At 70.5% G+C, this 25,243-nt stretch carries 25 protein-coding genes and 1 riboswitch; of the genes, 6 read left to right on the top strand and 19 right to left on the bottom strand.

The window, feature by feature from the left end; all coding sequences use genetic code 11:
- Positions 1–95 precede the first annotated feature (95 nt).
- Together A5643_RS06005 and A5643_RS06010 are read left to right on the top strand one after the other, a co-directional pair.
- Positions 96–1,364, top strand: a complete 1,269-nt coding sequence (locus A5643_RS06005; RefSeq protein WP_066852958.1) for an MFS transporter — start codon at positions 96–98, stop codon at positions 1,362–1,364.
- A gap of 32 nt (positions 1,365–1,396) precedes the next feature.
- Positions 1,397–2,269 carry a metal-dependent hydrolase gene (locus tag A5643_RS06010; RefSeq protein ID WP_066852960.1) on the top strand — a complete coding sequence of 291 codons (873 nt, stop codon included), beginning with the start codon at positions 1,397–1,399 and terminating at the stop codon, positions 2,267–2,269.
- Positions 2,270–2,294: 25 nt separating this feature from the next.
- On the opposite strand, the gene A5643_RS06015 is transcribed toward A5643_RS06010, so the two are convergent.
- The 4 genes from A5643_RS06015 to fabG are packed head-to-tail and all read right to left on the bottom strand — an operon-like array spanning position 2,295 to position 6,170.
- On the bottom strand, positions 2,295–2,978 hold the full coding sequence (locus A5643_RS06015; RefSeq protein WP_066852962.1) for a GntR family transcriptional regulator: 684 nt from the start codon (positions 2,976–2,978) through the stop codon (positions 2,295–2,297).
- Between the two features lie 2 nt (positions 2,979–2,980).
- Positions 2,981–4,174, bottom strand: coding sequence for an acyl-CoA dehydrogenase family protein (locus A5643_RS06020; protein ID WP_066852964.1), 1,194 nt, complete (start codon positions 4,172–4,174; stop codon positions 2,981–2,983).
- Positions 4,175–4,209: 35 nt separating this feature from the next.
- On the bottom strand, positions 4,210–5,436 hold the full coding sequence (locus A5643_RS06025) for an acetyl-CoA C-acetyltransferase (protein WP_066852966.1): 1,227 nt from the start codon (positions 5,434–5,436) through the stop codon (positions 4,210–4,212).
- On the bottom strand, positions 5,433–6,170 hold the full coding sequence (fabG, locus tag A5643_RS06030) for a 3-oxoacyl-ACP reductase FabG (RefSeq protein WP_066852968.1): 738 nt from the start codon (positions 6,168–6,170) through the stop codon (positions 5,433–5,435). The genes A5643_RS06025 and fabG overlap by 4 nt, the downstream gene beginning before the upstream one ends.
- A 135-nt stretch (positions 6,171–6,305) precedes the next feature.
- On the opposite strand from fabG, the gene A5643_RS06035 reads away from it, so the two are divergent.
- A complete protein-coding gene (locus tag A5643_RS06035) occupies positions 6,306–7,481 on the top strand; it encodes an acyl-CoA dehydrogenase family protein (protein ID WP_066852970.1) in 1,176 nt (391 codons plus the stop codon).
- Between the two features lie 12 nt (positions 7,482–7,493).
- Here A5643_RS06035 and A5643_RS06040 read toward each other — a convergent pair whose 3' ends face one another.
- Positions 7,494–8,066, bottom strand: a complete 573-nt coding sequence (locus A5643_RS06040) for a class I SAM-dependent methyltransferase (protein ID WP_066852972.1) — start codon at positions 8,064–8,066, stop codon at positions 7,494–7,496.
- A gap of 54 nt (positions 8,067–8,120) precedes the next feature.
- Here A5643_RS06040 and A5643_RS06045 point away from each other — a divergent pair, with 54 nt between their 5' ends.
- From A5643_RS06045 to A5643_RS06055, 3 genes are all read left to right on the top strand, one after another.
- Positions 8,121–8,861 (top strand): AraC family transcriptional regulator, encoded by a 741-nt coding sequence (locus tag A5643_RS06045; protein WP_066852974.1) that lies wholly within the window; start codon positions 8,121–8,123, stop codon positions 8,859–8,861.
- A complete protein-coding gene (locus A5643_RS06050) occupies positions 8,861–9,259 on the top strand; it encodes a lipocalin-like domain-containing protein (protein ID WP_066852976.1) in 399 nt (132 codons plus the stop codon). Before A5643_RS06045 ends, A5643_RS06050 begins: the two co-directional genes overlap by 1 nt.
- 99 nt (positions 9,260–9,358) lie before the next feature.
- Positions 9,359–11,032 carry an acyl-CoA synthetase gene (locus tag A5643_RS06055; protein ID WP_066852978.1) on the top strand — a complete coding sequence of 558 codons (1,674 nt, stop codon included), beginning with the start codon at positions 9,359–9,361 and terminating at the stop codon, positions 11,030–11,032.
- A 25-nt stretch (positions 11,033–11,057) separates the two neighbouring features.
- Here the strand turns inward: A5643_RS06055 and A5643_RS06060 are convergent, their stop codons facing one another.
- The 14 genes from A5643_RS06060 to A5643_RS06125 form a co-directional block, all read right to left on the bottom strand.
- Entirely contained in the window at positions 11,058–11,342 is a 285-nt protein-coding gene (locus A5643_RS06060; protein WP_066852980.1) for a WXG100 family type VII secretion target, read from the bottom strand.
- Between the two features lie 31 nt (positions 11,343–11,373).
- The gene (locus A5643_RS06065) at positions 11,374–11,670 is read right to left on the bottom strand and encodes a WXG100 family type VII secretion target (RefSeq protein ID WP_066852983.1); all 297 of its coding nucleotides are present in this window, start codon (positions 11,668–11,670) and stop codon (positions 11,374–11,376) included.
- Positions 11,671–11,703: 33 nt separating this feature from the next.
- Positions 11,704–12,909, bottom strand: coding sequence for a PPE family protein (locus A5643_RS06070; protein ID WP_066852985.1), 1,206 nt, complete (start codon positions 12,907–12,909; stop codon positions 11,704–11,706).
- Positions 12,910–12,926: 17 nt separating this feature from the next.
- On the bottom strand, positions 12,927–13,226 hold the full coding sequence (locus A5643_RS06075) for a PE family protein (RefSeq protein ID WP_066853026.1): 300 nt from the start codon (positions 13,224–13,226) through the stop codon (positions 12,927–12,929).
- Positions 13,227–13,521: 295 nt separating this feature from the next.
- Positions 13,522–13,692: riboswitch (M-box (ykoK) riboswitch) on the bottom strand.
- 130 nt (positions 13,693–13,822) lie between these two features.
- Positions 13,823–15,649, bottom strand: a complete 1,827-nt coding sequence (eccA, locus tag A5643_RS06080; protein WP_066852987.1) for a type VII secretion AAA-ATPase EccA — start codon at positions 15,647–15,649, stop codon at positions 13,823–13,825.
- Positions 15,646–16,902 carry a type VII secretion protein EccE gene (gene eccE, locus A5643_RS06085; RefSeq protein WP_156628570.1) on the bottom strand — a complete coding sequence of 419 codons (1,257 nt, stop codon included), beginning with the start codon at positions 16,900–16,902 and terminating at the stop codon, positions 15,646–15,648. Before eccE ends, eccA begins: the two co-directional genes overlap by 4 nt.
- Positions 16,899–18,674 carry a S8 family serine peptidase gene (locus A5643_RS06090; protein ID WP_066852991.1) on the bottom strand — a complete coding sequence of 592 codons (1,776 nt, stop codon included), beginning with the start codon at positions 18,672–18,674 and terminating at the stop codon, positions 16,899–16,901. The genes eccE and A5643_RS06090 overlap by 4 nt, the downstream gene beginning before the upstream one ends.
- Positions 18,652–20,166, bottom strand: a complete 1,515-nt coding sequence (eccD, locus tag A5643_RS06095) for a type VII secretion integral membrane protein EccD (protein ID WP_066852993.1) — start codon at positions 20,164–20,166, stop codon at positions 18,652–18,654. Before eccD ends, A5643_RS06090 begins: the two co-directional genes overlap by 23 nt.
- 99 nt (positions 20,167–20,265) lie before the next feature.
- Positions 20,266–21,228: an ESX secretion-associated protein EspG gene (locus A5643_RS06100; protein WP_066852995.1), complete on the bottom strand. Its 963-nt coding sequence runs from the start codon at positions 21,226–21,228 to the stop codon at positions 20,266–20,268.
- An 80-nt stretch (positions 21,229–21,308) separates the two neighbouring features.
- A complete protein-coding gene (locus A5643_RS06105; protein WP_066852980.1) occupies positions 21,309–21,593 on the bottom strand; it encodes a WXG100 family type VII secretion target in 285 nt (94 codons plus the stop codon).
- Between the two features lie 31 nt (positions 21,594–21,624).
- Positions 21,625–21,921 (bottom strand): WXG100 family type VII secretion target, encoded by a 297-nt coding sequence (locus tag A5643_RS06110; protein WP_082948763.1) that lies wholly within the window; start codon positions 21,919–21,921, stop codon positions 21,625–21,627.
- 104 nt (positions 21,922–22,025) lie between these two features.
- Positions 22,026–23,207 carry a PPE family protein gene (locus A5643_RS06115; protein WP_066852999.1) on the bottom strand — a complete coding sequence of 394 codons (1,182 nt, stop codon included), beginning with the start codon at positions 23,205–23,207 and terminating at the stop codon, positions 22,026–22,028.
- An 18-nt stretch (positions 23,208–23,225) separates the two neighbouring features.
- Positions 23,226–23,525, bottom strand: a complete 300-nt coding sequence (locus tag A5643_RS06120; RefSeq protein ID WP_066853001.1) for a PE family protein — start codon at positions 23,523–23,525, stop codon at positions 23,226–23,228.
- A 491-nt stretch (positions 23,526–24,016) separates the two neighbouring features.
- Positions 24,017–25,183 (bottom strand): PPE family protein, encoded by a 1,167-nt coding sequence (locus tag A5643_RS06125; protein WP_082948764.1) that lies wholly within the window; start codon positions 25,181–25,183, stop codon positions 24,017–24,019.
- Positions 25,184–25,243: the final 60 nt, after the last annotated feature.

A 25,243-nucleotide genomic window follows, 5' to 3' on the forward strand; every position in this document is an offset into this window, starting at 1 on the left:
TTCCCGGGCCACTCCCCCGGTGGCGACCACCGACTTCGACGGTAGCGCGGAAAGTCGGTTATGCCCACCGGTGCCCGGGCAGGCACAATCGACGGGTGCGCGCCTGGATTGTGTGGTCGACCGGGCTGATCGCCTACATCGTGGCCGTGCTCAACCGCACCACGTTCGGGGTGTCGGGTCTGGACGCCGCCGACCGGTTCGCCGTCAGCCCCGGGGTGTTGTCGTGGTTCGTGGTGCTGCAGGTGATCGTCTACGCCGCCATGCAGATCCCCGCCGGGGTGCTGCTGGACCACTTCGGACCGCGGCGGATGATCGCCTCCGGCGCCGCGGTGATGGCCGTCGGCCAGCTGGTGATGGGCGTCACCGGATCACTGCCGGTGGCTATCAGCGCCTATGCGTTGGTCGGGTTCGGCGATGCGTTGACCTTCATCGCCGTCATCCGGCTGATCCCCAACTGGTTCCGCTCGTCCCGGGCGCCGCTGATCACCCAGCTGACCGCGTTGTGCGGCCAGACCGGACAGATCCTGTCCGCGGTGCCCTTCCTGGCGCTGCTGCTGCACTCCGGCTGGACCGTCGCCTACGTCTCGGTGGCGGCGCTGAGCGTCGTGGCCTTGGCGCTGACGTTGGCCCTGGTCCGCGACACCCCGCACGGACACGAGACGCACGCCGAGGCACCGCGGCTGCGCGAGCGGCTGGCCGCGGTGCCCACGGTGCTGGCTCGCCCGGGCACCCGGTTGGGGTTCTTCACCCACATGGGCACCCAGTTCCCGTTGACCGTCTTCGTCCTGATGTGGGGTGTGCCGTATCTGACGAAGGCGCAAGGCCTCTCGCGCAGCAACGCCAGTGCGCTGCTCACCTTGTCGGTGCTGGTGTTCATCGTCACCGGGGTGCTGGTCGGGTTGTTCAGCGGACGCCACCCGTCGGCCCGGCCGCGGCTGGTTATGGGCACCGTCGCCGGATGTGCGCTGATGTGGGCGACGGTGCTGGCACTGCCGGCCCGCTCACCCGGCTGGCTGCTGGTGGCGCTGGTGGTGGTGATCTCGGCGGCGCAACCGGTGTCGTTGCTCGCCTTCGATTTCGCCCGCGACTTCAACCCGCCGGCCTCGCTGGGCACCGCGCAGGGCACGGTCAACATGGGCGGCTTCCTGGCGTCCCTGCTGGTGATGCAACTGATGGGGCTGATCATCGGGGCCGGGGACGCCTGGTCCTTCGAGGCGTTCCGGGCGGCCTGGCTCACCCAGTACCTCATCTGGGCGATCGCCGCGGTGGGGGTCGCGCTCAACGCCCGCAAGGTCCGCAGGGACGGACCGGACCGGGCGGCGCCGGGTCTCGGGCTACCCGTCACGCCCCAGAAAACCCGGTAAAAATATCCGGTACCAGGGGTACCGTGGGAGCTATGTCCGCACTCGTGCCCCCGGCCAACGGCCGACGGCCGGCTGGGCCGATCAAGGTGCGCCGAATCCACTTCCGCTACGACGCTCCGCCGTTGGACCGCCATTACGTCCAGGGGGACCTGGTGCTGAGCCACGTGGTGGCGGTGTTGTCGGCCCTGTTTCCCGAGGGCGAGGACTTCTTCGTGCGGTCGGTGCGCTATTTCGCGGACCGGATCAGCGATCCCGAGTTGAGCACGGCGATCGCCGGCTTCACCGGACAAGAGGTCACCCACGGCCGCCAGCACCGGGAGCTCAACGACCGGCTGCAGCAGCTGGGTTATCCCACCCGTCGGGTCGACCGGCGCACCAAGAACGGGTTGGCCCGCCTCGAACGGTGGACCGGCCCGCGCTACCGGCTGGCGGTGACCGCCGCCCTGGAGCACTACACGGCCACGCTCGCCGAAACCCTGCTCTCCGATCCCGTCGCCCGTGAGGCGCTCGGCGACAGCGAGGTCCGGTCGGTGCTGCTGTGGCATGCGCTGGAGGAGTCCGAGCACAAGGCGGTCGCGTTCGACACCTACCGCGCCGTCGGCGGGACCGAACGCATGCGAATCCTCGCGATGGTGATCACCAGCTGCACGTTCCTCGGGGTGGTGGTCCTGAACACCACCCTGTCGGTGCTCGCCGACCGGGCCGCCTATCATCCGGTCCGGCTGCTCAGAAGCATTGCTGCGCTGCGTCATTCACCGTTCATCACCCGCTCGGTGCTGCGTCGGCTGCGCGACTACCTGCGGGTCGGGTTTCATCCCGACGACAACGACAACTCCGCGTTGCTCGCCGAATGGGTGCGCCGGCTGTTCGGCGAGCATGGGTCATTGACCGACCGGCTCGCCTGAGCGGCACGGAGGAACCGCTCGGCGGTCAACCGCCGGCGCCGGGATGCAGCACGCCGTGGGCGCGCAGGTGGGCGATCATCGGTTCCGCGCCGGCGGCGAGATGTTCGGCCATCGCCGTGCGGGCGCCCTCGCGGTCGCGCCGGCCCAGTGCCGCCAGGATCTGCCGGTGGTGGTGCTTCGATGTCGTCGGCCAGCCCGCGACCAGGGGGAACACCGACTCGGGGGCGTAGCGGGTGATCTGCGACATCAGCTGGGCCAGTTTGGGGGAACCGGCGGCCACGTTGATGAGGCGGTGGAACTCGTGGTTGAGCCGGACCGCGGCCGGGTCGTCGCCGCGGCGGTAGGCCTGCTCCAGCTGGGCCTGCACCCGGTGGAGCTCGTCGAGTCGGTCCTCGTCGATGCCGTCGGCCGCGCGGGCGGCCAGTTCGCCGCCGATGTGGGCCTGCACCGCCGAGACGTCACTGATGTCGCGGTCGGTGAGCGGCAAGACCACGAAGCCGCGATGCGGCTGCTGGTCGAGCAGGCCCTCGGCGCGCAGGCCCACCAACGCTTCGCGCACCGGGGTCACGCTGATCCCCAGATCGGCGGCCAGCTGATCCAGTCGCACAAACGATCCCGCGGGGTAGCTGCCGTCGAAGATGCGGCTGCGCACGTAGTGGGCCACCTGCTCGGAGAGCTGGGAGCGGGGTGGAAACTCCGCGCTGGTCACCGTCAGACCCGGTAGTCGGCGAGCAGCCGCTTGCTGATGATCTGCTTCTGGATCTCGCTGGTGCCCTCGCCGATCAGCAGGAACGGCGCGTCGCGCATCAATCGTTCGATCTCGTACTCCTTGGAGTAGCCGTAGCCGCCGTGGATGCGGAAGCTCTGCTGGGTGACTTCCGCGCAGTACTCGCTGGCCAGGTATTTGGCCATGCCCGCGGCGACATCGTTGCGCTCGCCGGAGTCCTTGAGCCGGGCGGCGTTGACCATCATCAGGTGGGCGGCTTCGACTTTGGTGGCCATCTCGGCGAGCCGGAAGGCGATGGCCTGATGTTCGGCGATCGGTTTGCCGAAGGTCTCGCGCTGCTGGGCGTAGCGCACCGCGAGTTCGAAGGCGCGAACCCCGAGGCCGCAGGCGCGGGCCGCGACGTTGACCCGGCCGACCTCGATGCCGTCCATCATCTGGAAGAACCCGCGCCCCGGCTGGCCGCCCAGCACGTCGTCGGCGGCGGCGCGATAGCCGTCGAAGATCAGCTCGGTGGTGTCGATGCCCTTGTAGCCCAGCTTGTCGATCGTGCCGGGGATGACCACGCCGGGCAGGACTTCCCCGAAGCCGGTGGGCTTTTCGACCAGGAAGGCGGTGAGGTTGCGGTGCGGTTTCTCCGCGCCCTCGTCGGTGCGCACCAGCACGGCCACCAGCGTGGAACTGCCGCCGTTGGTCAGCCACATCTTCTGGCCGTTGATGGTGTAGTCGCCGTCGTCGCCGCGGGTGGCGTGGGTGCGGATGGCGGCGACGTCGGAGCCCAGTTCGGGTTCGGACATCGAGAAGGCGCCGCGGGTCTCGCCGGTGGCCATCCGCGGCAGGAACCGCTGCTTCTGGCTGTCGGTGCCGTGCTGGCGCAGCATGTAGGCGACGATGAAGTGGGTGTTGAGCACCCCGGAGATGCTCATCCAGCCGCGGGCCAGCTCCTCCACGCACAGCGCGTAGGTCAGCAGCGACTCCCCCAGCCCGCCATAGGATTCCGGGATCATCAACCCGAACAGCCCCATCTGCCGCATGGTGTCGACGAGGGGTTGCGGATAGGTGTCGGTGCGCTCGAACTCCGGCGCGTTGGGGATGACCTCCTTGTCGACGAAACGGCGCACCGTGGCGATGATGTCGCTCTGCTCGTCGGTGAGCCCGAGGGTCTGCGCGAGCCTGGTCATGGTCGTCCCTTCGTTGTGTGGTCCACCCGGGCCGGTCAGCCGGCCCGCTCGAACACCGCCGCCAAGCCCTGCCCGCCGCCGATGCACATGGTCACCAGGCCGTAGCGGGCGTCGCGGCGCCCGAGTTCGCGGGCCAGGGTGCCCACCATCCGCGCGCCGGTCGCACCGACCGGGTGACCCAGTGAGATCCCGGAGCCGTGCACGTTGGTGCGCTGCCGGTCGCCGTCGTCGAAGCCCCACTCGGCCATCACGGCGAGGGCTTGGGCCGCGAAAGCCTCGTTGAGTTCGATCAGGTCGAGGTCAGCCAGCCGCAGGCCGGCCCGGCGCAGCGCGACCTCGGTGGCCGGGACCGGGCCGATGCCCATGATCTCGGGAGCGACCCCGGCCACACCCCAGGACACCGGCGCCACCAGCGGGCGCAGCCCCAGTTCGTCGGCGCGGGCGCGGGTGGTCACCACGCACAGCGCCGCGGCGTCGTTCTGGCCGCTGGCATTGCCCGCGGTGACGGTGGCGTCGGGGTCCTGCCGGCCCAGCACCGGGCGCAGCCGCCCCAGGGTGTCCATCGTGGTGTCGGCGCGGGGGTGCTCGTCGGTGTCGACCACGCGGTCGCCGTCGCGCGCGCTCACCGGGGCCGGGATGATCTCCTCGGCGAAGACCCCGGTGCGCTGGGCGGTGGTCGCCCGCTGGTGGGAGGTCACCGCGAGTTCGTCCTGCGCTGCCCGGGAGAGGGAGTAGCGGCGGCGCAGGTTCTCCGCGGTCTCGAGCATTCCGCCGGGGACCGGGTGGTTCCGGCCGCCGGCCGTCAGTCGGCCGCGCACCAGCCCGTCGTGGACGGTGACGCCGGTTCGGCCCGCGCCCCACCGCATGTCGGTGGAGTAGAACGGCACGTTGCTCATGCTCTCGGTGCCGCCGGCGACGACGAGGTCGGCGTCGCCGGCACCGACCTGCAGGCAGGCCTGGATGATCGCCTGCAGCCCCGAGCCGCAGCGCCGGTCGACCTGCATTCCCGGCACGGTCACCGGCAGTCCCGCATCCAGCGCCACCACCCGCCCGATAGCCGGGGCGTCGCTGCTGGGATAGCAGTGCCCGAGGACCACGTCGTCGATCGCGTCGGCCGGGATCGCGGTGCGCTCGAGCAGCCCGCGCAGCGCCGTGACCGCCAGGTCGACCGCGGTCAGCGCGGCGAACACCCCGCCGTAGCGGCCGATCGGGGTCCGTACCGGCGAGCAGATGACGACCTCGCGCCGCGCCGGGTGGTTCACATGAACCGCCCGCCGGTGACGTCGAGCACCGTGCCGGTCATGTAGGAGGACAGGTCGGAGGCCAAAAACAGCGCCACACCGGCCACCTCGTCGGGTTCGCCGGCACGCCCCATCGGAACCTCCGCGAGCTTGGCGTCCCAGATGCGTTGCGGCATCGCCTCGGTCATCGCCGAGCGGATCAGCCCCGGCGCGATGGCGTTGACCCGCACCCCGTGGTGGGCGAGCTCCTTGGCCGCGGCTTTGGTCATGCCCACGATGCCGGCCTTGGCGGCCGAATAGTTGGTCTGCCCCACCAGGCCGACCTTGCCCGACAGCGAGGACATGTTGACGATGGCGCCGCGCTTGGCCTCGCGCATGACCGCCGCTGCGGCGCGAAGTCCATGCCAGGTGCCCTTGAGGTGAACCGCGATGACATCGTCGAACTGCTCTTCGGTCATCGTGCGCAAGGTGGCGTCACGGGTGATCCCGGCGTTGTTGACCATGATGTCGAGGGCGCCGAAGCGTTCGACGGTGGTGCTGACCAGATGCTCGACATCGGTTGCGCGGGTGACGTCGCAGGCGAGTGCGGCGGCGACCTCGGTCCCGAGTTCGCGGGCGGCCTGCTCGGCCTGCGCGAGGTCGAGGTCGGCGAGGACGACCCGGGCGCCCTCGCTGACGAACCGCTGGGCGATCGCCAGTCCGAGGCCTTGCGCACCGCCGGTGATCACCGCGGTCCGATCGGTCAGCAACGCCATCTTGCACCGCCTCTCTCGCGTCCTCCCTCCGCATCCTATTTCATATACGATCTGCGTCGGCGAGGCCGGGCTCGTCTCCGGCCGGTCGCTCCGAACGCACCGAGGATGGTCCGCCACGAAAGAGGGTGTCAGCCGATGAGTCCGCCCGCCGAAGACGTCAGCCCCGAGGATTTCGCCGAGATCCTGGCCCAGGTGCGCCGTTTCGTGCGGTCGGTGGTGGTGCCGCGGGAGGCCGAGATCGCCGACGCCGACCGGGTGCCCGACGAGTTGCGTGCGCAGGCCGCCGCGATGGGGCTGTTCGGTTACGCGATCCCGCAGCAGTGGGGCGGCCTGGGACTGGACCTGGCCCAGGACGTCGAGTTGGCGATGGAGTTGGGCTACACCTCGCTGGCGCTGCGGTCGATGTTCGGCACCAACAACGGCATCGCCGGGCAGGTGCTGGTCGGCTTCGGCACCGAGGAGCAGAAGCAGCGCTGGCTGGCGCCGATCGCCGCCGGGGAGGTGGTCGCGTCGTTCGCGCTGACCGAACCCGGTGCGGGCTCCAACCCGGCCGGGTTGCGCACCACCGCGGTGCGCGACGGCGGCGACTGGCTGATCTCCGGGCAGAAGCGGTTCATCACCAACGCCCCGGTTGCCGACCTGTTCGTGGTGTTCGCCCGCACCCGGCCCGCCGACGCCGCGGGCGCCGGCATCGCGGTGTTCCTGGTGCCCGCGGACGCGGCCGGGGTCGAGGTCGGCGCCAAGGACGCCAAGATGGGTCAGGAGGGCGCCTGGACCGCCGACGTCGGCTTCACCGACGTGCGGGTGCCGGCGGCCGCGCTGGTCGGCGGCGACGAGGATGTCGGTTACCGGGCGGCGATGACCTCGCTGGCCCGTGGCCGGGTGCACATCGCCGCGCTGGCGGTCGGCACCGCCCAGCGCGCCCTGGACGAGTCGGTCGGCTACGCCGCGACGGCCACCCAGGGCGGCACCCCGATCGGTGATTTCCAGTTGGTGCAGGCGATGCTGGCCGACCAGCAGACCGACGTGCTGGCCGGGCGGGCGCTGGTGCGCGACACCGCCCGGCGGTGGGTCACCGGCGAGGATCGCCGGATCGCGCCGTCGGCGGCCAAGCTGTTCTGCACCGAGATGGCCGGGCGGGTGGCCGATCTGGCGGTGCAGGTGCACGGCGGCAGCGGGTACATGCGCGGGGTCGCGGTGGAGCGGATCTACCGCGATGTCCGGCTGCTGCGGCTCTACGAGGGCACCAGCGAGATCCAGCGCCTGATCATCGGCGGCGGGCTGGTGCGGGCCGCGCGCCGGGAGCGGTAAACAACCCCCGCGCTACGCGGCGGCCTTCCTGGCCCGCCAGCGTTGCCGCGTCCCGGACACCGCGACGTCGATCTGCTCGAAGCCGGCCCCGGACAGCTTGGCGCGCAAGGCCTCCGGTTCCAGGGGGTTGCAGATGTCGCCGAGGTGGATCAACCGGAACGGCAGCGAGGACAGGCTGTCGCTGCCGGCGAACACCCCGCCGGGCTGCAGCACCCGGTACGCCTCGGCGAGCAGGCGGTCCTGCATCGCCGCGGTCGGGATGTGATGCAGCATCGTGAAACACACCACCGAGCTGAAGTGGTCGTCGGGCAGACCGGTGGCGGTGCCGTCGGCGTGGCGGATGTCGGCACGGCCGGCGAACCGCTCCCGCAGCCGCTCGGCCATCGTCTTATCCACTTCGACCGCGGTGAGATCGTCGGCCTGCTCGACCAGCACCCGGGTGGTCGCCCCGTAGCCCGGACCGATCTCCAAGGTGCGGGGACCCAGTTCGACGCCGGCCAGCGCCCAGGGCAGCAGCGTGTCGCGCACGCCGTCGGCCCAGAATCGGGAGTTGCACAGCCAGCGGTGCAGCAAATTCATCGCCATGACCCCAGGTTAAGACGGCGGGACGGTTGCGTACTTCCGGTATTCTGCCGACTTATGTCGGAAATCAGCCAACGGGCGGCGACCGCGTCGGTGGCGGTGGCGGCCGGGGCGCACATCGATCGGCACCGGCACAGCCTGCACCAGTTGGTCTATCCGTCGCGGGGTGCGGTGTCGGTGACCACGCCGGCCGGCACCTGGATCACCCCCACCAACCGGGCCATCTGGATTCCGGCCGGTCAGTGGCATCAGCACCGCTTCCACGGCGACACCCAGTTCCACGGCGTCGCCCTGGATCCGCGCCGCTACCCGGGCGGGCCGGCCGCACCGGCGGTGCTCACCGTCGGGCCGCTGCTGCGCGAGCTCATCATCGCCTGCTCGCAGAGCAACGACGTCGATTCCGTCGCACACCACCGCATGCTGGCGGTGCTGGTCGACCAACTGCACCGCGCCGAGGCCGGGCGGCAACTGTGGTTGCCGACCCCGGTCGACGACCGGCTGCGCCGAGCATGCGACCTGGTCGAAGAGAATCTCAGCACCCCGCTGACGCTCCGGCGGCTCGCGCAGCGGGTCGGGGTGGCCGAACGGACGCTGAGCCGGCTGTTCCGCGACGAGTTCGCGTTGACCTATCCGCAATGGCGCACCCAGTTGCGGCTGCACCACGCGCTGCTGCTGCTCGCCGAGCGCCGGGACGTCACCACGGTGGCCGCCCGGTGCGGATGGGCCACGCCGAGCGCGTTCATCGACAGCTACCGTCGCATCATGGGACACACCCCGGGGAAGGCGGTGACGGGCTGATGGCTCTGGCCGAGGCGGTGCTGGGCGGCTGGCACCTGGAATCGTTCTCGTCGACCGATGCCGAGACCGGCGCGGTGTCGACACCGCTGGGCGAGGACCCGCAGGGCCTGATCCTCTACACCGCCGACGGGCACATGTCGGCGCAGCTGGCCCGCGACGACGGCAGCGGCTATCTGGCCTACGGCGGCCGGTTCTCCGTCGACGAGGACACCGCGACGCTGCGCCACGACGTGCAGATGTCCAGCACGCCGGAGCTGTTGGCGGCCCCGCAGTTCCGCCAAGCGCGCCTCGACGGTGACCGCCTCACGCTGTCGGCGACCATGACCGGCCGGCGCGGGAAGACCAGCCACGCCACGCTGGTGTGGCGCCGGGTCGCCCGGGGCGGCCCTCGGCGTTAGCAGCCCGGTGACCCGCATCGCGCACCGACCTGCGGCCACCGGCCTGTGACCCGAGGCGGTACCGTGCACTGCGAGTTATCACCCGCACTTGGAGGCACGATGTCCGAGACCGCCGACTCGACGGTGACGTCCCCGACACAATTCACGGTTCCCGCCGTCGTCGACGCGATCGCCGCGGCGATCCCCGACCGCGAACTGATCGTCCAGGGCGACCGGCGGTTCACCTACGGTCAGGTGGTCGAGCGGGCCAACCGGCTGGCCTCCTATCTGCACTCCCAGGGGCTGGGTTGCCACACCGAGCGGGACGGCCTCGGCGGTCACGAATGCGGCCAGGACCTGCTGGGCATCTACGCCTACAACGGCAACGAGTTCGTCGAGACGCTGCTGGGCAGCTTCCGGGCCCGGGTGGCGCCGTTCAACGTCAACTACCGCTACGTGAAGGCGGAGCTGGCCTATCTGCTCGCCGACTCCGGGGCCAGCGCGCTGGTCTATCACGCGGCGTTCGCCCCGACCCTGGCCGAGGTGCTCCCGGAGCTGCCCGGCCTGCGCGTGCTGATCCAGATCGCCGACGACTCGGGTAACCCGCTTCTCGACGGGGCGGTGGACTACGAGACCGTCGTCGCCGGGGCCGAGCCCGCGCCGCCGGTGACCCCCTCCCCCGACGACCTGTACGTGCTCTACACCGGCGGCACGACCGGGATGCCCAAGGGGGTGCTGTGGCGCCAGCACGACATCTTCATGGCGTCCTTCGGCGGGCGCAACATCATGACCGGGGAGCCGGTCACCTCGATCGACGACATCATCGCGCGGGTGACCGAGAACCCGGGGATCAAGCTGATGATCCTGCCGCCGCTGATCCACGGGGCGGCGCAGTGGGCGGTGATGACCGCCATCACCGGTGGTCAGACCCTGGTGTTCCCGTCGGTGGTCGACCATTTCGACGCCGAGGACGTGGTGCGCACCATCGAGCGCGAGAAGGTGATGTCGATATCGGTGGTCGGCGACGCCATGGTGCGCCCGCTGGTGGCGGCCATCACCACCGGTGACGCCGACGTGTCGTCGCTGATGGTGCTGGCCAACGGCGGGGCGATGCTGACTCCGTCGGTCAAGCAGCAGGTCATCGAGGTGCTGCCCAACGCGATGGTGATCGATGCGGTGGGCTCCTCGGAGACCGGCGCGCAGATGCATCACATGTCGACCTCCGGCGCGGTCTCGACCGGGACGTTCGCCGCCGGCCCGGACACCTGCGTGGTGGCCGAGGATCTCAGCGCGATCCTGGAGGCCGAGCACGAGGGGCTGGGCTGGCTGGCCCAGCGCGGCTATGTCCCGCTGGGGTACAAGGGCGACGCCACCAAGACCGCCGCGACCTTCCCGGTCATCGGCGGCGTGCGCCACGCGGTGCCCGGCGACCGGGCCCGCCACCTGGCCGGCGGCACGATCGAGTTGCTCGGCCGCGATTCGGTGACGATCAACTCCGGCGGGGAGAAGATCTTCGCCGAGGAGGTGGAGTCGGCGATCGCCTCGCACCCCGACGTCGTCGACGTGGTGGTCGCCAGCCGCCCGAGTGAGCGGTGGGGCCAGGAGGTGGTCGCGGTGGTCGCGCTGGCCGAGAACGCCGCGGCGGACGCCGATGCGCTCATCGCCCACGCGGCCCAGTCGATCGCGCGGTACAAACTGCCCAAGGCGATCGTGTTCCGGTCCACCATTGTGCGCAGCCCGGCCGGTAAGGCCGACTACCGGTGGGCCCGCGAGCAGGCCACCGCCGGCGAGTAGCTCCCGCCGGCGGTGCCCGGTCCGCCTACAGCCAGCTGGAGCCGACCGCGCTGTCGGTGGACGCCATGTTGTTGCCGGCGTTCTGCACCTTGGCGCCGTGGCTGGCGGCCTGCTGGTAGATCACCTGGAAGTTGCGGCCCAACTGCGCGATGAACTCCTGGCACGCCGCCGAACCCGCGCCACCCCAAAAGTCCCCGGCCATCAACACATCCCGAATGATCGCCTGGTGCTCGGCCTCCAACGCCGCGGCCTGGGCCTTGATCATCGCCCCGTGGGCGTTGACATCCCCGAACTGGTAATTGATCGTCATCGTTCTCGTCCTCTCAAAACCCTGCTGGTGGTCAGCTGCTCAGGCTCGACTGCGCCGCAGCCTCTTGCTGCTCATAGACGTTCGCGTCGCGGATCAACCCGTCGCGCACCCCGTGCAACATGTTCACGATGTTGCGGAATGCGGCCTGCATCTGCCCCATCGTGTCCAACGACGTCCGCTCCGCGATACCGCTCCAGCCGGCACCGGAGATGTTCTGCGACGACGCGAACATCCGCCGCGCCTCATCCTCCACCGTCTGAGCGTGCACCTCGAAACGTCCCGCCATATCCCGCATCAGCTGCGGATCGGTCATAAAACGAGCTGCCATTTTCCTGTTCCCCTTTCCGTGAAAACTGTTGTGTTAGACAATGTCCGGCGCGTAGCCGGCGGCAGGCGGCCGGGCCATCACGACCGGGCGGATGCCGTAGCGCGGGCCGGTGACCCCGGCGCCGCGCGACGCCCCCGCCAGCGGGACACCCGGGGCGCCGTGGCCGCCCATCGGTGCAGCGGCGGCCGGGCTGTGGCCCGGCAGCACGTTGGCGGTGGCGGCCGCCGGGCTGGCCGCCGACCAGCTCGCCGGCACCGACAGGGTGCCGACCGGGACCGCCCGACCGAGCCCGGCGGTCACCGCCGACGAACTCGCCCCGGCGCTCCCGGCCAGTCCGGCCGGACTCGTGGCGCTGACCAGGCTGGTCGCCCCGATCGCCGAACCCACGCCCGGGCCCATCGGGGTGAAGCTGCCCGGCGACAGCATCCCGGGCGCGAACCGTCCGGGCACGGCCTCGTTGAACTCCTGCACCACCGCCATGTCGGCGATCATCGAGGTCGCCACGGCCGGGTTGATCATGCCGGTGGAGGTGATGGTGTTCCACAGGTTGGCGTTGGGGCCGAGCCCGGCCGCCCCGACGTCACCGAACAGGCCGTCACCTGCGGTGGAGTCGAACAGCTTCGACAACGTCTGCCCGACGAGTCCCTGTCCGCCGGAGTTGGCGACCGCGTTCTCCTTGGCGGCGTCCTGCAGGCTCCGGCCGGCCGGGTCGGGGGTCTGCGTCGGCGCCGAGAACGGGGTGACCTGGCTGGCCGCCGAGGCCGCCGCCGCATAGCCGTACATCGCCGCGGCGCACTGCGCCCACATCTCCATATACAGCGCCTCGGTGGCCATGATCGCCGCGGTGTTCTGCCCCAGCACGTTGGTCGCGACCAGCGCCGCCTGCTGGGCGCGGTTGGCCGCGATCACCGGCGGTGGTGTGGTGGCGGCGAAAGCCGCGTCGAAGGCCGCGGCCGCCGCCTTGGCCTGGATCGCGGTCTGCTCGGCCTGGGTGGCGGTGGCCTCCATCCACAGCGCGTGCGGAGTCACCTTGGCCGCCATCGCCATCGCCGACGGGCCCAGCCACTCTTCGCCCGTCAGGCGGGAGATCACCGCCTTGTACGAGGCGGCGGTGCTCGACAGGTTCATCGCCAACCCGTCCCAGGCCGTGGCCGCGGCCAACATCGTTGCCGCGCCGTCTCCGCCGTAGATCAACGAGGCGTTGACCTCAGGCGGGCGCGCTCCGAAATCAACGAACATGATCGGATCCTCTCCGCTTATGCGGCGCCCGCCGCATTGGCCGCTTCGGCGGTCGCGTAGGCGTCGGCGTTGCTGGCCAGCAGCGTGACGAACTGCTCGTGGATCGCAGCGGCCTGCGCGGCCACCGCCTGATAGGACTGCGCGTGCGCGACGAACCGGGCGGTGGTCAGCGCGGAGACCTCGTCGGCGCCGGCCGGAAAAATCCCGGTCGTCGGGCCGGCCGCGGCCATGTTGCCGGCGTTGATCGCGGTGCCGATGCCGCTGAGCTCGCCGGCGGCGGCGACCAGAAATTCGGGCTGGGTGCTGACAAAAGACATGAAGGACATGGGAACCCCCTGGGCATGCGGGATCCGCGACGGCACGCGACTCCGCTTCAGGCAGGGTGACCGGCGCGTTTCCACCGTGCGGAGACGCGCGTCAAACAGTGCGGTGCAACCTGATTCAGGTAGCGGAAGGGTTGCCGGGGCCGGATCGGAACGGATTGAACATCGACGCCGGATAATGACTATCGCTGGGACTCAATCTCGCCCTCACCTCCTCACAGCCGGGGCACACGGGGGTGCCGTCTTGCGCGCACAGCAGGGGAGGAAGCATCCGACCGGAACGGTCGGATGCGCACCCCTCTCGTCTGAGTTTTGACACTGCACGGCGTATCCGGTGTCACCGGAAGCCACTTGGGCTCAACCCTTAAGCCGGGAGGAGCTGTCCTGACCCGGGGCGTCTCTCGACGTTCAGGGTCAGTGGCCTATGTCCGTGCAGACGCCTCACCTAGCGAGGTGCATGCATCAGCAATAGTGGCACCGTCGGGGCAACACGTCAACTCGGCGCGCCCGTCCGGATGTTTGCTCGCGACGCCGGTCACACTGCGGGCCACGAGGCGGACTCCCGACGGTTTCGGGCCGGCGCCACCGGCTCAGCCGGTCCGGTTCTCCGCGACCGCCGCGCTGAGCCCGGCCGCGAGATCCTCGCCGGTCAGCTCCTTGAACCGGCGCAGCTGACTTTCGTCGAAGTCGGTGGCGTCACTGGAGAGAATCGCATCCAGATCGTCGTCGTCGAGGCGGGCGTTGCGGTGGTCGCGGGCCTTCTCGACGACGTTGCGCACGAATCCGGCGTTGCCCAGAACGTCGATGCCGCGGATGAGATCGCCGTCCTCGGAGATCGTCTCGTCGGCGTAGAACTCGGTGTAGGACGGCAACAGCACCGAGACCGCCTCGTCGGTGATGACGTCCTCGTTCTGCTGCCCCATCAACTGGGTCAGGGCGATCAGCTCCGGCGGCGTGTAGCTGTAGAACTCGATGACGGTGGAGAACCGTCGCCGCAACCCGGGGTTGACGTCGAGCATGTGCTCCATGGCCTTGGCGTAGCCCGCGCCGAACACCACCAACTCGTCCCGGTGGTTCTCCATGTACAGCAGCAGCGTGTTGATGATCGCGTTGCCGTAGGGGTCGCCCTGAGAGTAGCCCCGCTCGTGCAGGGTGTGCATCTCGTCGAAGAACACCGCTCCCCCGAGGGCCTCTTCGAGCATCTCCTCGGTGTTCTTCTCCGCATCGGCCATGTGCCGGCCGAGCAGCTTGGTGCGGCTGGTCTCCACCACCAGCGGTTTACGCAGCACGGTCAGCCCGCACAGTTGTTTGGTGAACGCGCGCGCCACCGACGTCTTGCCGGTTCCGGGCGGACCCAACAGCAGGGCGTGCCGGGAGGTGACCGGCACCGGAAGCCCCATCTTGGCGCGGGCCAGGTTCACCTTGGTGGTGGATTTGATCAGCTGGATCTCCCGCTTGGCCTGCTCCATCCCGAGCATCGCGTTGAGTTCGGCGTCGCCTTCCTCGAGGTACTGCGCCGCCTTCTCGGCGTTGCGGGCGGCCTCGGCCTGTTCGCGGGTGGGGGCGCTGTCGGGGTCCCACGGGTCGGTGCGGGCCTCGATCGTCTCCGGGTCGGTCAGGACGAGCCGGTAGTCGCGGTTGTCCAGTGCCTCCCGGGCCGGGGTGAAGGCCGCGTCGCGGGAATAGACCCGGCGCAACAGTTCTGCGGCCTCGTCCTCGCGGTCCAGGTGGCGCAGGCACATGCCTTGGGTGTAGAGCGCGACGTTGGCGGCGGCGGGCACCCGGTCGCCTTCGATGGCCTCCTCGGCGCGCCGGGACGCTTCCTCGAACACCCCCAGGGATGCCAGCGCGGTGGTCGCCATCGCGGCGGCGGCGGCCTTGAGTTCGGGGCTGCGCCACGGTGTCGCCGCCGGGAACTGGGACAGCACGTCGGGCCAGCGGCCGGTGCGGAAGTACAGCAGCCCGCGCACGTAGCTGAGCACCTCGCCGTCCATCGGCTGGCGCGGCACGGTGTCATCGAGCCGCTGCGCGGCCTCGGCATAGCGTTTGGCGTTGACCAGCGTGGCCGCATACCCGGCTGCCAGGGTTTCGACGCTGGTCACCGCCAGCTTCAGGAACAGGCCGTCGGAGATCTCGGGGCGGAACTGAAGCTCGCTGAGCCCCAGTCGGCGGGTCTCCCACCCGAAGGTCCGCACCGCCGCCCAGGCCCCGGCGACCACCTCGAGGCTGTCGTCGCCGGCCAGGATCCGCGCCAGCCACGCGTCGCACATGCCCGGGTCGATCGAGGTGGCGGTGGTGAACATCTGCGCCGCGACCTTGGGGTTGTGGCTGGGCTGCAGCCCGTTGACCGACACACCGGAGGCCAACAGTCCCGCGACCATGGCGTTGCGGGCGTCGGCGGCCTGGGGTCCGGTCACGCCGACACCTCTTCGCGATGGCGCAGCGGCAGGGTGAGCGCATCGTCATCGGTGAGCGCGCGGGCCGGCACGCTCAGCGGCGACCGCAGGGTCGGAACCGGCAGCGCCGCGGCCACCGCCCGCACCTGGCGACCGATCAGGTGGTTCAACCCGCGCCGCTGCTCCTTGGTCAACCGGTCGGCGGTGTGGTAGCGCACCCATGCCGACACCTCGACCTGGTAGTGACGCGGGACGAGCCGCACCGTCAGCACGGTCGCGTCGGCGTCGACTTCCCATACCTGCTCGAGGGTTTCGGTGTCGAGGTCCTTCGGCGACACCCACAACGATGTCGCATAGCCGTCGGGGTGCTTCCGGTCACGCACGGCCGGCTCCGCCCGCCGCGACCTCGAGCGCCGGGCGCCCGCGTGCTTGCCATCGGCATGCCTGCCATCGGCGTGCTTGCGATCGGCCCGCTTGGCACCGCTGTGTTTTCCGTCGGCATGCCCGGCCGCGGCGGACGACCCGTCGTAGCGCTTGAGGAACCGCAGCCGCGGCACCACGCCGGCGGGCTGCACGCCGGCCAGCACGGCGGTGTCGAGGTCGGCCAGTTCGGCGGCGGTCAGCGGGAACGCGTCGAAACGTCGCCGGCCGAGGTCCTCGGCGATCCGTTCGGCCGCGGCCGCGACCATGGCGGCCACCGAATCCCGAACGGTCACCGCGTCGACGTTCTGCTGCGGATCCATGCGAAGCACCAGCCAGGTGCTGGGTCGCTGCTCGGCTCCGTTCACCGGCTCGGGGTTCGCCGCGGAGTTGACCGAGATGATGTCGATGCCGTCGAGGCGAACGTCGAACTGGCGCAGCCCGCCGGCGATGGCCTGCACCGGCAATTCGGTGGCCGCACCTTCGACCGGTGCGCCCACCGCGACGGCGGCCACCAGCATGCCGTCGTGTTCGCGCACCCCGACGGTGGCATGACCGAACCGGTGTCGGTGGTCGATCGCCGCGGCGCGCCCCGCGGTGAGCGCGGATTCCTTGTCGCGGAAGAAGTTGCCGAACCAGCGGCCGATGAGCGTGGCCAACGGCACGCCGCGGAAGGTGACCAGGGCGAGAACGGCGACCACGGCGGCCACCCCGATCCCACTCCACCACGCGATGTCCGGGCGCCACGCATGCGGCCAGTTACTGACCACCGCCAGCACGCCGACGGCGATCAGGAACACCGTCAGCAACCGCACCCACGCCAGGGCCAGCCCCACCGGGCTCTGCGCCTTCATCGGCGCCACCCGGTGCGCCGCACCATCGCGGTGCCGCCGAGGACGGCGGCGGCCAACACCAGCGCCGCGCCCAGGCCCGCTGCGGCCACCCACACCGGAGTCATGTCGCGCGGGGTCTCCGGCGGCGGCAGGTCCAGCGGTGCGGACAACCGCTCCGGCGGGCGAGCCGGGCCGTCGGGCACGTCCCAGGTGAGCGCGGCCACCGGGTCGACGACCCCGTACCCGACCTGGTTGTCGACCCCGCCGGCCGGCGGTCGGGCCGTACTGGTCAGCCGCTTGATGACTTGATGCGCGGTCAGCTGCGGGAATTTCGCCCGCACCAGTGCCGCGACACCGGAGACGATCGCCGTCGAGTAGGCCGGGCCGGCCGGTACCAACTGCGTGTTGTCCGGGCCGTCGATCGCGTTGATCAGGCCGTCGTCGCGGTTGGACAGCCCGACGATGTCGGTGCCGGGCGCGGCGATCGAGACCCAGGGTCCGGCCACGCTCAGCTCTTTGAGCGGCACCCCGTCGGAGTTCACCGCCCCCACCGTCAACACCAGGTCATCGAACCACGCCGGGGTAACCACCGTGTTCACATTGTTCCAATCGCGAGGGTCGTTGGGCTGCAGGGGATTATGCGGCGGATTCTGCTTGCAGTCGCGCAGTGTCGTGTCCCCCGCGGAGACGACGATGACCGCGTCCTTGTCGATCGCCGCGTGGTGCACCGCCGCCCCCAGCTCGGGCAGGTTGAGCATGTTGCGGGTGTCCATGCAGGTGACCATCGACACGTTGATCACCCGCGCGCCCAGGTCCGCGGCGTGCACGATGGCCCGCGCCATCGTCCTGATGTTGTCGACCTTCTGGCGCACCTGCGGGTCTTCGTCGCCGAACGCGTCCTTGGGCGCGAACGCCCCGCTGGACTGACGGATCGAGATCAACTCGACGTCGGGGGCCACCCCGTTGAAGGCGTCGGCATCGCCGGGGGGAGCCAACGGGGGCGCCTCGGCGCGGTCGACCGCCACGATGCGGGCACCGCCGGTGTAGGCGCCCGGGGTGAGGGCGCCGAGCCGGGCGCCGGCGGCCGCCGGTCCGGGTGCCGGCCCGGGGTTGCCCGGCGGTGCCGGCGGTCCGGGCGGTCCGGGCTGCGGCGGGCCGCCGGGTTGCTGGTCTTGCTCCGACGGGGCTTCCTCCTGCGGAACCGGCACCGGCGTGGGGATCTCCAGGGTGATCGTCTGCGGTGGTGGCGGTGGAGGCGGGGGCGGTGGGGCCTCGGTAGTGGGCACGCTGGGCGGCCGGCGGGTTTCCCGCGGCGGCGGCAGCGGCGCCAGCGCGCCGGCCGGGGCCGCCGCGATCAGCGACGCGACCATCGTGCCGTGCGCGTCGCAGTCGGCCAGGCCGTCACCGCCGGCCATCACGTAGTCGCCACCGCCGACGAGATTGGGCAGCCGCGGGTGCGGCGTCACCCCGGTGTCGATGACGGCGACCTTGACTCCGCCGCCGCGGCCGAACTTCCACGCCTCGGGCAGGTTGAGCATGTTCATGAACTTCGGCTGCACCCGGAAATCGGTGCCCGGCGACACACTGCCCTCGACGCAGTAGGCGGTCTGTCGCATCTCCTGCTCGGGCCCGGGTGGCCCGTCGGCCGGTGCCGCGTTGGGGTCGATCGCCGGTCGGTCGATGGCGTGCGCGGCCGGTGAGCCCGCCAGCGGGTAGGCGGCGACCAGCAGCACCGAACCGGTTGCCGCCGCGATCCGGCGGACCCTGCGGCTACCGGTACCGGATCGCTTCATAGACATTCATCAACCACAGACCCAGCGGGAAGATCGGCATCAGGCAGAGGTATTCGATCCATTCCACGAACTTGCGGAACAGCGGGCTGTAGACGGTGTTGGGCACCACGGCGGCGGCGATCAATCCGGCGGCGGGCACCACCAGCAGGATCGCGACACCGGCGGAGAGCATCGCCGGTGTCTGCAGGCCGACGATGTAGCGCACCACCACGCCGACCACGACGAACACGGCGGTCATCGCGACGGTGATCGCCTGCCACCGGTCGCGGAACGAGCGGCCGCGCAGCACCAGGAACCCGGCAACCAGGCTGGCGATCAGCACCGGCAGCCAGCGGCGCTCACCGTGCGGATCGCACAACGCGACCGTGGTGACCACCACCAGCACACCGAGCCCGAACAGCAGGCCCGATAGCAGGCCGCGGGCCCGCTCGGCGTGCAACAGCACCTGGCGGATCGATTCCGGACCCTCCAGCACCGGGGTCTCGTCGTGACCGGTGACCACGGTGGTCGGCAGGTCCGGTCGGGTCTCGAACACCCAGTGGCTGGTGGCCGACGGGAACACCGGAAGCCGGATGCCGGCCAGCCAGCGGCAGAGCGAAGCGCCGGTGTGATAGAAGAAGACCGCAGCCAGCAGCACGGAGGTCAGCAGGGTGACCGCGTCGGCGAGCAGGGCCATTCGCAGCACCGCGCTCACCGTGACCGCGAGCGCCACGACGATGACGCTGCTGTAGATCGTCAGTCGCCGGCCGGTGAACCGCAGCATCAGCATCGCGGCGATTCCGGCGACACCGAAACCGAGCGCGGCGTGCGCCGCGGCGAGCGGCCCCGGCACGGCGGCGGCCGCGGCCACCGCCAGCGGCGGTAGTGAACTGACCAGCATGGTGTCGGCCAGGCGGAAATCGCGGCTGGTTCTGGCCTGGATGAGCATCAGGGTGGCGGCCGCGAGCACCACGACCGTCACCACGCCGGCGTAGATCGCCGACAGCGCGGTGTCGTGGCCGTAGCGCCACCAGCCGAGCACGGCGGTGACCAGCAGCAGTGCCCCGGCGACCAGCGAGATCCCGACCTGCACCGCGAGCTTGGGGTTGATCGAACCGAACCGCTTCGCCAACGTGACCGCGACGGCGGTGGAGATGTGCTCGATGACCGGCGTGCGGTGCTCGGGGTCTTCGACGTAGCGCAGCCAGAGCCGGTCGCCGTCGTAGATCTGCTGTTCGGTCAGCGACTGGGAAGAGCGCAGCGCGGTGCCGTCGACGCGGCAGAGCACCCAGCGGCCGCGGCCTTCGGCGGTCAGTTCGTTGAGTTCCAGCTCGAGCAACCGGTTGTTCACCACCGTGAGCAACGGGTCGATCATCACCGACACCGGCGCCTCGGCATCCAGCAGCATGCCGATCTGGACGCCGTCGCCGGCCATGATCGCCACCACCGCCGAGCGCGGGGTGTCGCCGGCCTCGCCGTCGGACCGGGCCGGGTCGGTCAGTACGGAAGTCACCAGGGCACCGCCTGAAAGTCCGAATTCATCTCGTTTACCTCACGGTTCGTTATGTGTGAATCATCCTAGGGCCGGTAGCCGCGACGCGCGTCGGCGCGGTCATACCCGCCGATGGGTCCGCCAGGCACCGAAGGGCACGGTGTCCAGCACGGTTTGCACGCCGACCTGCACCAGTTGTGGGGTGGCCGGGCAGATCGCCAGCCATTTCTGGCCGGAGCCGACGGTGCGGGCCTGCTGATACATCGCGATACGCCCGGCGCTGCTGTCCTTGAGGGACAGCACCGACGCGCTGGACTCGCGGGCGTCGTCGCGGTACTGCCGGGCGTAGACCGCCGCCTCGGCGGCGGGTTCGGACAGCGCCTGGCCCAGCGCCGCGATGGTCGCCGCGGTCAGGCCCATCCGGCGCAGATCGCCGCTGGAGAAGACGTTGAACCCGGAGGTCTGCCAGGTTTTGGTGGCCGACAGCATCTCTTCCAGCGGCACGTTCACCGCGGTGATCGCGGCCGGGTCGGCGTGGTTGATCGACTCCAACGCGGCGGTGACCAGGGCGGCGATCGAGGCGGCGTCGGTCACCGAGACGTCGTCGATGGTGATGTCGGTGCCGACCCGCACCGCCGAGACCCAGTGTTCGTCGCGACGGGCCAGCACGACCCGGAATTCGTTGTCGGGGATGTCGCGCGAGCCGACCGATTCGCCTTCGACGGGCTGCTGGGCCTGCTCGCCGTCGCGTTCACTCGCCTCGTACTGTTCGATGGCTTCCTGGCTGACCCCGTAGCGCAGTTTGCCGTGCGACAGCAGGGCCACCACCTCGATGTCGGGGACGGCGAGCACCTTGAGCCGGTCGGCGACCTCCTCGTTGACGGTGTCGTCGACGACGATGCCCTGTTCGCGCATGATCGCCAGGCCCGGGTGCTCCTTGAGCCAGTCGTTGTTCTCCGTGATCGACACGAACGGCCGGCAGCGCAGTTCGGGGGCGACGTGGCGGATGTCCAGCAGCGCCTGCAACAGCCAGAGGCCTTCGACGTTGACGGTGATGTCGGTGCGGGCACTGTTCTGGTCCATCGTCACTCCGGGGTCGTCGGGTCAAGACACCGCAACGCGGCAGCACGCCGGGGGAAGCGTGCTGCCGCGTCAGGTCAGGGTTACAGCCAGCTGGAGCCGACCGCGCTGTCGGTGGACGCCATGTTATTGCCGGCGTTCTGCACCTTGGCGCCGTGGCTGGCGGCCTGCTGGTAGATCACCTGGAAGTTGCGGCCCAACTGCGCGATGAACTCCTGGCACGCCGCCGAACCCGCGCCACCCCAAAAGTCCCCGGCCATCAACACATCCCGAATGATCGCCTGATGCTCAGCCTCCAACGCCGCCGCCTGGGCCTTGATCATCGCCCCGTGGGCGTTGACATCCCCGAACTGGTAATTGATCGTCATCTACTTCGTCCTCTCAAAACCCTGCTGGTGGTCAGCTGCTCAGGCTCGACTGCGCCGCAGCCTCTTGCTGCTCATAGACGTTGGCGTCGCGGATCAACCCGTCGCGCACCCCGTGCAACATGTTCACGATGTTGCGGAACGCGGCCTGCATCTGCCCCATCGTGTCCAACGACGTCCGCTCCGCGATACCGCTCCAGCCGGCCCCGGAGATGTTCTGCGACGACGCGAACATCCGCCGCGCCTCATCCTCCACCGTCTGCGCGTGCACCTCGAAACGTCCCGCCATATCCCGCATCATCTGCGGATCGGTCATAAAACGAGCTGCCATGATGGCTCCTTATCTCACGTTCTCTGTTTGCTTGTGCTGCTGGCTGTTCCTGCCGTGTTAGCGACCAACGATAAACGGCTATCCGCTGGTTTTGCCCCCTTTCGTCACCCGGCAGAGAGTGGTCGTGGCATGACGAAGGGGCGGGGGCCGACCCGTAGGACACCGTCGCCGATGCCGCGGCCCGCGTTGGCGGCCCCGGCCAGCGGCATGGCGCCGGCCATGTTCCCGGGTGCGGCGGCGCCGCCGAGCCCGGAGGTGAGGTTGCCTGCCGCGGGCAGCGCGCTGGTCGCCGCCGGGGCGGCGCCGCTCCAGGTGGAGGGCACCGAGAGGCCGCCGAGGCGGGTGGCGCTGGTCAAGCTGGCCGTCACCGGCGGGCTGGGGATCGAGCCCAGCGCCCCGGCGCCGGAGTTCATCCCGGCGAACAGCCCGGGAACCACCCCCGGGGCGCCGAGCATGCCCTGGGTGGCCCCGCTCAGTCCGCCCACCGACGTCAGCGCTTTGAGGCCGCTGAGCATGCCGATGCCGTAGTAGGTCAGCCCGCCCACCCGGAACGCCGGCTCGAGGGTGTCGTTCACCAGGTCGGAGGCGGTCATGCCCTTGACACTGCCGGTTACCGAGTCGCCGGCCTGGGTGAGCACGCTCCCCAGCGTGCCGGTGCCGCCGGAACCGGTGGTGTTGGCGGCGACCGCGGTCGCGTCGCGCGTCGCGGCGGCGCTGCCGGCCTGCAGTGCGGCCATCCCCTGCTGCGCCTGGCCGGCGGGGTTGGTGTTCTGCTTCGGCTGGCTGAATGCGGGCAGCGCGGTGGCCTGCTGGGTGGCGGCGGCGTAGCCGTACATGGCTGCGGCGCACTGCGCCCACATCTCCAGGTAGAGCGCCTCGGTGGTCATAATCGCCGGGGTGTTCTGGCCCAGGACGTTGGTGGCGACCAGCGCCGCCTGCTGGGCGCGGTTGGCGTAGATCGCCGGCGGTGGCACGGTCGCGGCGTGGGCGGTCTCGTAGGCGCCGGCTTCCGTACCGGCTTGGGTGGCGACCTGCTCCGCCTGGGCGGCGGTGGTGCTCAACCACTGGATGTAGGGCGTGGCCGCCACCGCCATCCGCTGAGCGGACGGTCCGCGCCAGGTGGCGACCAGCCCGCTGACGGCGCCCTGGTAGGCGGATGCGGTGGAGTTCAGCTCGGCGGCGAGGCCCTGCCAGGCGGCTGCGGCGGCCAGCATCGGAGCAGCGCCCGGACCGGCATAGATCCGGGTCGCGTTGATCTCCGGCGGTAACGCCCCGAAGTCGAACATCGCTGAACTCGCGCTCCGCTAACCGATCGAGGCCTGGTTGGCGGCCTCGGTGATCGCGTAGGTGCCCGCGCTGGCGCGCAGCGTGGCCACGAACTGCTCGTGGATCGCGGCGGCTTGGGCGGCGACGCTCTGGTAGAGCTGGCCGTGGGCGGCGAAGCGGGCGGCGGCCAACGCGGACACATCGTCGGCGGCGGCGGGGACGACGCCGGTGATCGGCGCCGCGGCCGCGGCGTTGCCGGCGTGGAGTGCCGCACCGATGCCCTGCAGCTCCACGGCGGAGGCGGTCAGCAGTTCCGGTTCGACGGTTACCAGCGACATGTGCGGTTCCCTTCTCGATGTCGTTCAGCGTCATTCAGCAATCGCTTCGACTCCGAGATTAAGGGGCAAATCGGCCCGAATCAGCTGTGGTTGCCAACTGTTCACCTGCTGTCGACAACTGTTCACCCGCAGTAACGGTCCCGTAACTCCACGGACGTTTGCGGGCCGCTTTCACCGCGGTTTACCTGGACAAATACCCACGGCGACGGCCGTTCACCCGGACCGTGCGAAACCGCCCGGACGGGTGCGACACGGCGGTGGGCCCGCGGGATTCCGAGTAAAAATCAGGTCGCGGATAACCCCGCGGGAGCCCCTCGGCCAACCCGCCCAGCAACCTTTTCCGTGACGTGTCGCACAACGTCGCGTCGATTGTGACCGAGCCTAACGGGCAGCGCGCAGCAGGCGCGCGGGACACGCCCGGGGAGCCACGGTGGCAGGGGGCGCGGTCGACCGGTCGCGACTCGAGCGGGGGCCGCGCAGTGCGGTGTCGGTCAGCCGGCCGACGGTGGGCGCGGCATGGTGAATGCGCGCGACCCGACGCGCAGCACCCCGTCACCGATGCCGCGGCCGGCGCCGGCGGCATTGGCCAGCGGCATCGCGCCGGCCATGTGGCTGGGAGCGGCGCCGGAGGTGCCGACGGCCGATCCCAGGTTCGCTGCGGCCAGCGGGCTGGCGGCGGCGTTGATCGGCGGCACCGCACCCGACCAGGTCGAGGGCACCGACAGCCCGCCCAGCCGGGTGGCGCTGGCCAGGTTGGCGGCGATCGGGGCGCTGGCGGGCGCCGAACTCAGCGCGCCCGCCTGGCCGAGCCCGCCGAGCAGGCCCGGCACGACCGCGGGCGCGGTCAGCGCCTCGGTCCCGCTGGACACGGCCTTCGACGAGCCGCCGCTGACACCCTTGGCGATCGACATGAACGAGTTGGAGAAGCCGGCGATGCGGTAGATCGGCTCTAAGGTGTCGTTGAGCGCGTCGGTGGGCTTGTAGTCGCCGTACATGTCGGTGACGTAGTCCAGCGGGTTCTTGATCGCCGGATCGTCGATCGCCTTGCCCACCACCGCACCGGCGTTGTTCCCGGCGGTGTCACCGACCGCCTTGGCGTTGGCGCCCGCCTGCGACAGTTGCCCGCCCGGGTTGGTGTTCTGCTTGGGCTCCTCGAACGCCGGCAGCACGCTGGACTGCTCGGTGGCGGCGGCGTAGCCGTACATCGCCGCGGCGCACTGCGCCCACATCTCCATGTACAGCGCCTCGGTGGCGGTGATCGCCGGGGTGTTCTGGCCCAAGAAGTTGGTGGCGATCAGCGACATCTGCAGGCTGCGGTTGGCGGCGATGACCGGCGGCGGCACGGTCGCGGCGAACGCAGCCTCATACGCGGCGGCCTGCGCGGCGGCCTGCGCGGCGGCCTGGGCCGCCTGCGCCGAGGTGAGGTTCAGCCATTGGATGTGCGGTGCCGCGGCCGCGGCCATCCGTCGCCCGGCCTGTCCCTGCCAGCCGGCGGCCAGCCCGGAGATCTGGCTTTGGTAGCCGGTGGCGGCCATGCTCAGTTCGGTGGCCAGCCCCTGCCAGGCGGTCGACGCGGCCAGCAGCGGCGCCGGGCCGGGGCCGGTGTAGATGCGGATCGAGTTGATCTCCGGGGGCAGTGCGCCGAAGTTCATGAACATCCCCGGCTCCTAACCGGCCAGCGCCGGAACGGCGGTGTGGTTGGTGGCAGAACTGCTGGC

Origin of the sequence: Mycobacterium sp. 1274756.6, assembly GCF_001668625.1 — a bacterium.
In the GTDB taxonomy this organism is placed as follows: Bacteria; Actinomycetota; Actinomycetes; order Mycobacteriales; family Mycobacteriaceae; genus Mycobacterium.